This window comes from Streptomyces sp. NPDC019890 (assembly GCF_044903445.1).
Classification (GTDB): Bacteria; Actinomycetota; Actinomycetes; order Streptomycetales; family Streptomycetaceae; genus Streptomyces.
In genome coordinates this window covers 1-10,166 of record NZ_JBJDQK010000031.1, presented here as the reverse complement: position 1 = coordinate 10,166, position 10,166 = coordinate 1, and the positions used below count along the sequence as shown (strand labels likewise).

General features: G+C 70.3%; 6 protein-coding genes. All 6 read left to right on the top strand.

What is annotated here, in order from left to right:
- Positions 1-477: 477 nt before the first annotated feature.
- On the top strand, positions 478-1,365 hold the full coding sequence (locus ACI2LP_RS33200; protein ID WP_404728252.1) for a helix-turn-helix domain-containing protein: 888 nt from the start codon (positions 478-480) through the stop codon (positions 1,363-1,365).
- 113 nt (positions 1,366-1,478) lie between these two features.
- A complete protein-coding gene (locus ACI2LP_RS33195; protein WP_404728251.1) occupies positions 1,479-2,450 on the top strand; it encodes a hypothetical protein in 972 nt (323 codons plus the stop codon).
- A 24-nt stretch (positions 2,451-2,474) separates the two neighbouring features.
- Positions 2,475-3,386 (top strand): MBL fold metallo-hydrolase, encoded by a 912-nt coding sequence (locus ACI2LP_RS33190; protein WP_404728250.1) that lies wholly within the window; start codon positions 2,475-2,477, stop codon positions 3,384-3,386.
- 102 nt (positions 3,387-3,488) lie between these two features.
- Positions 3,489-5,021 (top strand): carboxylesterase/lipase family protein, encoded by a 1,533-nt coding sequence (locus ACI2LP_RS33185; RefSeq protein ID WP_404728249.1) that lies wholly within the window; start codon positions 3,489-3,491, stop codon positions 5,019-5,021.
- A gap of 254 nt (positions 5,022-5,275) precedes the next feature.
- Positions 5,276-8,497 carry a BTAD domain-containing putative transcriptional regulator gene (locus ACI2LP_RS33180; RefSeq protein ID WP_404728248.1) on the top strand — a complete coding sequence of 1,074 codons (3,222 nt, stop codon included), beginning with the start codon at positions 5,276-5,278 and terminating at the stop codon, positions 8,495-8,497.
- 68 nt (positions 8,498-8,565) lie between these two features.
- Positions 8,566-9,978 (top strand): FAD-binding oxidoreductase, encoded by a 1,413-nt coding sequence (locus ACI2LP_RS33175; protein WP_404728247.1) that lies wholly within the window; start codon positions 8,566-8,568, stop codon positions 9,976-9,978.
- The last annotated feature ends 188 nt before the right edge of the window (positions 9,979-10,166 follow it).

The window sequence follows — 10,166 nt, the reverse complement described above, 5'->3', positions numbered from 1 at the left end:
TACCCGCTCTCGGGCCTGCGTGACGACGGGGATCAGATGATTCGCTCCAGGGCGTCAACGGTCATCTCCAGCGAAGAACAGTCCAACGAAGATCGCAAATCGAGTCACTGACCGACTCGGGAAGTGCCGTGCCTCCAGCGGCCTTGGACAGGGCATCGCCGCCGGGCTTCCCGCGTCGCTCGGGACAACGCCGGCGTCTGGTGCGACGGCGTCTACGGGACGGGTGTGGACGCTCCGACGCCGTAGGAGCCGTACTTTCCCATCGGGCTGCTGGTGACCCACGACGGGCAGAGCCGTGGCGTGCGCCACGGCCCTCCCCCGCGCCGGGCTCAGGGACCGTTGCGGTAAGGGGCGCCGCTGCGTGGTTTCGTCGCTGCCCGAGCCGGCGGCTCTCCAGCGGCAGAAGGGGACTTCGAGGAGGACGGTATCCCTGGCAGGGTGTGGTTGCGTCGCGCCGGAGAGCCAATACTCGGGCACATGGAAGGAAGACAACCGCTCGGTGAGTTCCTGCGGACCCGCCGCGCGCAGTTGCTGCCCGAGGACGTGGGTCTGGTGGCGTACGGTGACCGGCGCCGCGTGCCGGGTCTGCGGCGCGAGGAACTGGCCCTGCTGGCGGGGGTGAGCGCCTCGTACTACGCGCGGCTGGAGCAGGGGCAATCGTCCAACGCCTCCCCGGAGGTCCTCGACGCGATCGCCCAGGCGCTGCGGCTGGACGAGGCCGAGCGCCGGCACCTGCACGACCTGGCCGCCGGTACACGGCGCCGTGCCGGAGTGCGCCGAACCGGGCCGGAACGGGTGACGCCGGCGGTGGTGCAACTCATGGCCGCGTTGGCGAATGTACCGACGGTGGTGCTCGGTCGGCGAAGTGACGTTCTGGCCTGGAACCGTGCCGGTCACGCCCTTTTTGCGGGGCATCTCGACCCGGGCAGCCCGGACCGGCCGGCTGAGCGTCCGAACATGGCCCGCCTGGTCTTCCTGGACGGCCACACGCGCGCCCTGTACACGGACTGGCCGGCCAAGGCCAAAGCCGTCGTGGGCACTTTGCGCCTCGCACGCGGCCAGCACCCGGACGACCCCGCTCTCGCCGCGCTGATCGGCGAGTTGACGGTCAAGAGCGCCGAATTCGCATCCTTGTGGGCCGATCACCGGGTCAAGGCAGGCGGCGCCGCAGTTTACGAAATGCTGCATCCGCTGGTGGGCAGCATGGAAGTCACTCAGCAGTCCTTGCACACCGAGCTCGGGCAGCACATCGTCGTCGCGACCACCGAGCCCGGTTCGCCCTCCCAGGCCGCCATGACGCTGCTGATGCACAGCGTGCGGAGCGACCAGGGCGGCGTTCTGGCGAACTCCAGCAGTCCGGCGTAATCCGATGCGGCGCACATAAGCCGTTCTGCCCGTACGGATCAATTCGCTCAATTCACTGAGATCACCCGTATTTCGCGTGTGGATACCGCATGCCTCAAAACCGTGAAGGAAACATGAAAGAGAAACTGGCGACAATCACCGGCGCGGCCACGGCAATCGCCATGGTCACCCTGGCCGCCTTCACGGCGGCCCCGGCGTCGGCCGGCACCGCTTTGGTGATGAAGACCCGGTTTGCCGCGCATTTCGATCTGGCGCAGGGGCAGATGCCGGAGAACATAGCGCTGGAGCCCAACGGCACGGCCTACGTCACCTTCGCGGCCAGTCGGCAGGTGGCGGCTGTCACCCCTGCGGGGAAGACACGGGTCCTGGCCACCATGCCGGCCCCGGCCGACGGCGGAGTGCACACCCCGGTGCTCGGCTTCGCGCTCACCACCGGCATCGCCCGGGCCCATGACGGGACGCTGTACTTCCTGTATGCGAGCGGCACCGAAGACCTGACCGGCCTTTGGCGACTGCGCCAGGGAGGTACCCCGCACCGGATCGCCGCGCTGCCCGCCAACGGGCTGCCCAACGGACTGGCGCTGGACGAGCGCAGGGGCCTGCTCTACATCGCCGACTCCGTGCTCGGCACGATCTTCACCGTCCCCGCCGCCGGTGGTGAGCCGGTCACTTGGTCGTCAGCGGCAGAACTCGCTCCCACCGGCTTCCTCGGAGCCAACGGTCTGAAGATCCATGACTGTGCACTGTGGGTGACCAATCTCGACAAGGGCACCCTGCTGCGCATCCCGTTCCGGCCGGGCAACCGGCCCGGTCCGGTCCAGACGAAGGCCACGAACCTCGCCGGCATCGACGACTTCGCCTTCACCGGCAACGGCGACGAGATCCTTGCGGCCCTCAACGCCCCCAACACGGTCGTCCGCGTACGGGGCAACGGCGCCGTGTCCACCGTCCTGACCGCCGCCGACGGTCTGCAGAACCCGACCTCGGTCGCACTGCGCCGCGGCACCGCCTACGTGCCCAGCGCCGCCTACACCACGGCCACCGATCCCAATCTGCTGCTCGCCCCTGTAACGCACAACCGCTGATCGACGAACCACACGGAGCGCACGATGAACGAGACCGCGAACGAGATCAAACTGGGTGACGTCACCGTCACCCGGATCGAGGAGATGCACGGCCCCGTCGGCATGACCCCGCAGCAGTTCTTCCCGGGCTCGCCCGAGCAGGCGTGGCGGCGGCACGAGGACATGCTGGTCCCGGACCACCTCAACGCCGACGACGGGATCGTCCAGGTCGCGATGCAGACGTGGCTGCTGCGCAGCGAGGGCAGGACCATCCTCGTCGACACGGGGATCGGCAACGACAAAGCCCGTCCGGCTGTCCCGGCGTGGGACCACATGCTCCTCGACTACCTCGGTAACCTGCAGCGGGCCGGCGTACGGCCAAGGGACGTCGACCTGGTGGTGAACACCCACCTGCACGTCGACCACGTCGGCTGGAACACCCGCCTGGACGACGGCACTTGGGTCCCGACGTTTCCCAACGCCACCTACCTGATGCCCAAGGCCGACTTCGAGTTCTGGAACCCCGCGAACAACCCGAACATCACCGGTGGCGTCAACGAGAACGTCTTCGAAGACAGCGTCGCCCCCGTGCACGCAGCAGGCCAGGTGCGGCTGTGGGAAGGCAGCCACACCATCGACGCGAACCTGCGCCTGGAAGCGGCCCCGGGCCACACCCCGGGATCCAGCGTGCTCAAGCTCAACTCCGGCTCCGACCGGGCCCTCTTCGCCGGCGACCTGGTGCACACCCCGCTGCAGGTCATGGAACCCGACCACAACAGCTGCTTCTGCGAGGACGCGGCCGGTGCCCGCGCGACTCGTCGCAAGCTGCTCGGCTGGGCCGCCGACAACAACGCGCTCGTACTGCCCGCACACTTCAGCGGCCACAGCGCCCTCGAAGTCACGCGTGACGCAGACGCCTTCGCCATCAAGCAGTGGGCCCCGCTCCCCCGGTACTGAGCCCCGGCACAGAGCCACAGAACGCCACCGCTCGCCCGCTGCCGCGCCCACCCAGGGCAGCGGGCGACCGGCCGGGCGACGCACAACACGAAGGGACACAGCATGGCACCCGCCGATCCCGTCATCGTCACCACGACCACCGGCTCGGTCCGCGGTCGCCGCAACACCCACGGAACGGCCTTCTTCGGTGTGCCGTACGCCGCTGCGCCTGTCGGGGACCTGCGGTTCGCCGCGCCCCGCCCGCACCAGCGGTGGACACAGGTCCGTGACGCCGCGCGACGCGGCCCGACAGCGCCGCAGCCTGCCCGGGACGCGTTCGGCACCTTGGACATGTCGCCCTACTTCGGGCCGGGCCGGCGGCCCGGTGCCGACTACCTCACCGCCGACATCTGGGCCCCGGACCGGCGGGGAACGCCGGCACCCGTCATGGTGTTCGTCCACGGCGGCGGCTTCGTCGCCGGCTCGGCCGGCGCCCCCCTGTACGACGGGACCGCCTTCGCCCGCGACGGCGTCGTCCTCGTCGCCCTGAACTACCGCCTGGGCATCCCCGGCTTCCTGCACCTACCGGACGCCCCCGACAACCGAGGCATGCTCGACGTCCTCGCCGCGCTGCGCTGGCTGCAGGACAACATCGCCCGCTTCGGCGGCGATCCGGCCAACGTGACCCTGTTCGGCCAGTCCGCAGGAGCCACCATCGTCGGCGGCGTCCTCGCCGACGCAGCCTCTCCCGGCCTCATCCGCCGGGCGATCATGCAAAGCGGCAGCGGCACCGGCGCATTCACCCCCGAACAAGCGCGGATCGTCACCGCGGCAGTCGGGCGGCATCTCGGACTCGACCCCACCGCCCACACGCTGGCCGACATCCCCGACGAGCGACTCGTCGGCCTCGTGCCCCACCTGAGCGGCCTGGACCTGCACACGCCGACCCACCACGACCCGCTCGGCGGCATCACAGCGTTCAGCCTCGTCCTCGAACAGCAGCCGGCCGCCGCCGTAGCCACCGGCTGCGGGAAGAATGTCGACCTGCTCATCGGCGCCAACCTCGACGAGGGCAGCCTCTACCTCGCCCCCAACGGCGTGCTGCCCGGCAGCACCGACGCCGACGTCCGGGCGACCGCGGCGCGATTCCATCCCCGCCCCGACGATTTGATCCGTGCGTATCGGACCCAGCGGCCGACCGCATGCGCCGCGGAACTGCGCGCCGCCGTGCTCGGTGACGGGCTCTTCGGTACCGGCACCCGGCGGATGGCCGACGCACATGCGACAGCGGGGGACGCACCGACATTCGTCTACGAGTTCACCTGGCGGTCCGACGCGCTCGACGGACAGCTCGGCGCGAGCCACACCATGGAGCTGCCGTTCGTCTTCGACCGCCTCGACCTGCCGTCGCTGCACGGCCCCCAAGCACTGCTCGGCACCAGCGAGCCGCCTGCCGACCTCGCCGCCCGGACGCACCGGGCCTGGGTCCGCTTCGCCGCCGGCGGCGATCCCGGCTGGCCCCGCCACGAGTCCGGCCGCTACCGCGTGCAGCGGATCGGCGCCGCATGGGAGCTGACCGAGGACCCGCGCCCCCATGAGACCGAAGCCTGGGCGTCGTCCACCGATCACCACCGACCTGACGGGGCGAAGCCCTGAGACGAGTCCGGCCAGCGGACAGCTCCACCGTGCCCCAGCGAGGCTCTGGGCAGACGTGCTCGCGACATGACGGCAGCGGCCCTTCCTCTGCGGACGTAAAATGATCGGCGTACGTCCCGGGTGCGCCGACTGCCGGCTCCGCCGGTGAACGCGGGGATCCGTGCCGGGCCGCAGGGCCCGTTGCCGGTGGGACATCAAGGCTGGGTCGCCGGCCGGCCGGTCCACCCACCCCCAGTAGCCCCGTTGGGGCGGACATGGCTGACGAGGTACGCGTTGATCTGCTCGGTGGCTTCCACGTCGCGGTCGGCGACCGCGACGTGGAAGCCGGGGCGTGGCGGCTGCGCAAGGCCAAGAGCGCACTGAAGCTGCTGGCCCTGGTGCCGGACCACCGGCTCCATCGGGAACGGTTGTGCGACCTGCTGTGGCCGGACCTGGACCAGGCGGCCGCCTCCAACAACCTGCACCAGGTGCTGCACGCCGTACGCCGCGCGTTGGCGACGGCCGGGAGGCCCGGTGATGTCGTCGTCCTGCGAGACGCCATGGTCGCACTCGGCCCGGACGGTGGCGTGCGCGTCGACCTCGACGAGCTGGAGGAGGCCGCACGGCGGGCAGCGGCCGACGGCAGGCCATCGGACTACCGTGCCGCACTTGCCCTGGCCGAGCGTGAACTGTTGCCCGAGGACACCTTCGAGCCCTGGACACAGGAGGTGCGCACCGGTGTCGGTGTGCGGCGCACCCGGCTGAGACTGGGCCTCGCCGAAGCGCTCGAGCGCGAAGGCAGCACCGTCGAGGCCATCGAGGTGCTGCAGGCCCTGATCGCAGAAGATGCGCTGGACGAGCCGGGCAACCGGGCACTGATGCGGGTCCTTGCGACTGCCGGGCGCCGACGCGAGGCGCTGGCGGTGTACGAGCAACTGCGCGACGCGCTCCGGGCAGACGCCGGGTCCGATCCGGACCCGCAGACCCGCGAGCTCTACCGCACGCTGCTGGTGGGCTCGGTCGAGGAGCCTGTCGAACCTGGCCCCGGTCTCCTGCACCGGCACAACCTGCCGGCGCACATGACCGCTTTCATCGGCCGGGATCGAGAGGTCGCCGAGGTGGAGGAGCTGCTCGCGCGCAGCCGGCTGCTGACCCTGACCGGACCCGGCGGCTGCGGCAAGACCCGGCTCGCACTGGCCGTCGCAGCCCGCCACGTCGGCGCTGTCCGCGACGGTGTGTGGTTCATCGACCTCGCTGCGCTCACCGACCCCAGGTTCGTACCTGACGCGGTCGCCGCGGTGCTCGACATCCAGCTCCCGCCGGGTGACAGGACACAAGCTGCGCTGGTCGCCCAGATCGCCGGACGGGAACTGCTGCTCGTGCTCGACAACTGCGAGCACCTGGTCGAGTCGTGCGCCGCCCTGGTCTCGGAGGTGCTGGCCCACTGTGAGGGGGTCGTCGTGCTGGCGACCAGCCGGGAGACGCTCCATGCCTACGGTGAACGCACCTGGCGGGTGCCCTCACTCGGGCTGCCGGACGTGCTGAAGCTGCCGCCGCCGGCCGAGCTCGCCCGTTTCGCCGCCGTGCGGCTGTTCGTGGAGCGGGCCGCAGAGGCCGACCCGCATTTTCGGCTGGGCCCGGAAAACGCGGCCGCCATCGCCCAGATCTGCTTCCGGCTCGACGGGATGCCCCTGGCCCTGGAGCTTGCGGCCGCACGGGTACGCATGCTGGCACCGCAACAGATCGCCGAGCGGCTCGATGACGCGCTCCCCCTCCTCGGTCAGGGCAGCAGGCACGCGGTGACCCGGCAGCAGACACTGTTCGGGACCCTGCAATGGAGCCACCAACTGCTGGACACCGGGGAACGGCTGCTCTTTCGCAGACTCGCCGTCTTCGCCGGCGGCTTCTCCCTGGCCGCGGTGGAGCAGGTGTGCACGAAGGACATCGATCCCAAAGCGGTGCTGGACCTGCTCGGCCAGCTGGTCGACAAGTCGCTCGTGCTCGTGGAGCGCCGCGGTGACGAAACGAGCTATCGGCTGCTGGAAACCATTCGGCAGTACGCCCGGCAACGGCTGCGGGACTCCGGGGAACTCGCGCAGACCGAGACCATGCACCGCGAGTTCTATCTCGCGCTCGCCGAATCGCACGACCCGGAGCGGACCGCCCGTATCTCCGGCGATCGCGGGACGTCGCTCCCCCTCGAAGCCGACCACGACAACCTCCGCGCCGCCCTGAGATCGGCACTCGACAGCGACCCGGACACCGCGCTACGGCTGGCGGTCGCGTTGCAGCAGTTCTGGGTGGAGCGCGGCTATCTCGCCGAGGGGCGGCGCCAACTGGACGACGCCCTCGCCCGAGCGCCCGCACCGACCCCGCTGCGTGCCCGGGCTCTCTTCGGGCAGGGCGTGCTCGCGATACGGCTCGGAGACGGCGCTCAGCTGGCCTCCACAGGCGCAGAGATCGTGGCGATCCACCGGCCGCGACAAGACCGTGCAGCGCTGGCGTACGCCTGCTACCAGCAGGCGATCCTGCTGTGGATGCGCGGCACCTGGAACGAGGCACAGGCGGCGCTCGACGAGGCATGCGCGCTCGCCGACGGGGAACCGCCGGTTCTCGCCACCGCCGCGCACCAGCGTGGGATCTGGGCCGTCTGCCGCGGTGAGGGAAGGCCGGCCCGGGACGCCTTCGCGACATGTCTGCGGCTGCTCGCAGACCTGGACGGCACGGCCCCGCCGTTCTTCCCGGTCATGACACCCGGGTACACGCTTGAGGAGGACCCCGAGGGCCGGATGTCGCTGTTCTTCGAGGAGACTGTGCTCGTCGGACGGCTGGTAGGTGCCGCGCGGGCTCGCGGGTACGCGCTCTGCAACCTCGCCTGGGCCACCCGGCTGGACGGTGATACGGACGAGGCCGCAGCAGCAGCCGAAGAAAGCGTCGGCTGCTTCCGCGCGCTCGGTGACCCTCATGGGGAGTCACTGGCCCTCAACACCCTCGGAAACATCTGCCGCACACACCGGGATCACGAGAAGGCGCGGGCCTGCCTCGACGCCGGCCTGTTGATCAGGCGCCGACTCGGTGACCGCCGTGAGGTCGGGATCACGCTCGGCAATATCGGCCTGCTGGCCATGGCCGTCGGCGATGTCGACAGCGCACGGGCGGCGCTCGGCCGAGCCCGCGCCGGTTTCGAGGAGACCGGCGACATTCCGGGCGCCATGAACAGCCTGCTCCATCTCGGCCTCGTCGCCCGGGCTGCGGGCGACGCCGCCACGGCCAGGGCTCTGCTCACCCGTGCTCTGGATCTCGAACACGTAGCCGGGTCGACGCGCGCCTCCGGCTGGGTGGCCGTCATGCTGTCCCAGCTGGCGCAGGAGTCGCGCGACCCGGCCGGCGCCGACGCGGCCACGGCCCGCGCCCTGTGCCTTTTCACGCAGCTGGGCGACACGGCGGGGCTCGCACACCTGTCCCGAGCCGCGTCGCGGGCGCAAAGTCGGCGCTAACCCGGTGCAAAGTGGCATTTCGTACCTTCCTTGGAGTCGGAGCACATGCCCACATCAAGGAGGCCGACATGTCGACCCAAACGGCAAAGGGTGTCCTCGGCGACGCCACCATCGGCGAGCTGGAGGCGGAACTGCGCGGCACCGTGGTGCGCCCCGGTGACCCGACGTACGACGAAGCCAGGGCGATATGGAACGCCGCCCACGACCGGAAGCCCGCTCTGGTCGTGCGCTGCGCCGGGACCGCCGACGTGATCAGGGCAGTCGAGTTCGCGCGCAGCCAGGGCCTGCTCGTCGCTGTGCGGGGCGGCGCCCACAGCATCGCCGGATTCTCCACCTGCGACGGCGGCATCGTCATCGACCTGTCCGCCATGAAGGGGGCCCGGGTCGACCCTGCACAGCGCAGGGTCGTCGCACAGCCGGGGCTGACATGGGGAGATCTCGACCGTGAGACACAGGCGTTCGGCCTCGCCGTGCCCGGCGGCCTGGTCTCGACCACCGGCATCGCCGGATTCACCTTGGGCGGTGGTGTGGGCTGGCTGGTCCGCCGTCATGGCCTGAGCAGCGACAACCTGGTCGCAGCCGACGTCGTCACCGCAGATGGCCGACTCGTGCACGCCAGTGCGGACGAGAACCCTGACCTGCTATGGGCGCTCCGCGGCGGTGGCGGCAACTTCGGTGTCGTCACGTCCTTCGAGTACCAGCTGCACCCGGTGGGCCCACAGGTGCTCGCGGGCCTGATCGTCTACCCCCTCGCCGAAGCACGGCAGGTGATCGCCAAGTGGCGTGACCTGGCCGCCGAGATGCCCGACGAGCTGACGACGCTGGTCAACCTGACAACGGCGCCTCCCCTGCCGTTCCTGCCCGAAGACGTGCACGGTACCCGGATCGTCGTCATCGCCAGCATGTACGCCGGCGCCGTCGATGCCGGGGAAGCGGCGGTCCGGCCACTGCGCACGCTCGGTACCCCGATCGCCGACATCATGGGCCCGATGCCCTATCTCGCCATGCAGTCACTTCTGGACCCGTTGTGGACGCGCGGAGCGCACAACTACTTCACCTCGGCATTCATCGAGCCGTCCGACGCGGCGATCGATGCAGTGACGCGTCTGCACCTCACCACTCCGACGCCCTTCAGTGAACTGCACCTGCACCAGCTCGGCGGCGCCTACGCTCGCGTGCCCGCGGACGGGACCGCCTTCAGCAAGCGGGACGCGAGCGTCCTGTGCAACGTGATCGCGCGCTCCGCCGAACCGACGGGGTTCGACGGGCACACCGCCTGGGCGCGCGAGACACGGGAAGAGATGGCCCGCCACGGCGACGGTGCGATGTACGTCAACTTCACCGGTGACGCGGCCGAGGACAAGGTACGCGCCTCGTATCCGGGGCCAGTCCACGACCGGCTCGTGCAGGTGAAGGACACGTACGACCCCACCAATCTGTTCCGGCTCAATCAGAACATCCGCCCGTCCCTGGCGAGGTGACTCCCGCCGCGCCCGCGGCGTCCCGCGCGCCGTGAACGCCGTCGTGTCAGAGGAGTCCTGTCCGGGGACCGAGCTCAACTCCGTTCTGTGACCAGGAATGCGCAATACGTGACCGATATGGCCTGAACCCTTCTTGAGCCGACCGGGGAGCGGCAAAAGACTGCTCCTGTGCCACAGACGGACACGTG

What these genes read in the sequence shown, in the direction of transcription:
- ACI2LP_RS33185 (WP_404728249.1), top strand. Translation starts at nt 3,489, where the DNA reads ATGGCACCCGCCGATCCCGTCATCGTCACCACGACCACCGGCTCGGTC.
- ACI2LP_RS33200 (WP_404728252.1), top strand. Translation starts at nt 478, where the DNA reads ATGGAAGGAAGACAACCGCTCGGTGAGTTCCTGCGGACCCGCCGCGCG.
- ACI2LP_RS33175 (WP_404728247.1), top strand. Translation starts at nt 8,566, where the DNA reads ATGTCGACCCAAACGGCAAAGGGTGTCCTCGGCGACGCCACCATCGGC.
- ACI2LP_RS33180 (WP_404728248.1), top strand. Translation starts at nt 5,276, where the DNA reads ATGGCTGACGAGGTACGCGTTGATCTGCTCGGTGGCTTCCACGTCGCG.
- ACI2LP_RS33190 (WP_404728250.1), top strand. Translation starts at nt 2,475, where the DNA reads ATGAACGAGACCGCGAACGAGATCAAACTGGGTGACGTCACCGTCACC.
- ACI2LP_RS33195 (WP_404728251.1), top strand. Translation starts at nt 1,479, where the DNA reads ATGAAAGAGAAACTGGCGACAATCACCGGCGCGGCCACGGCAATCGCC.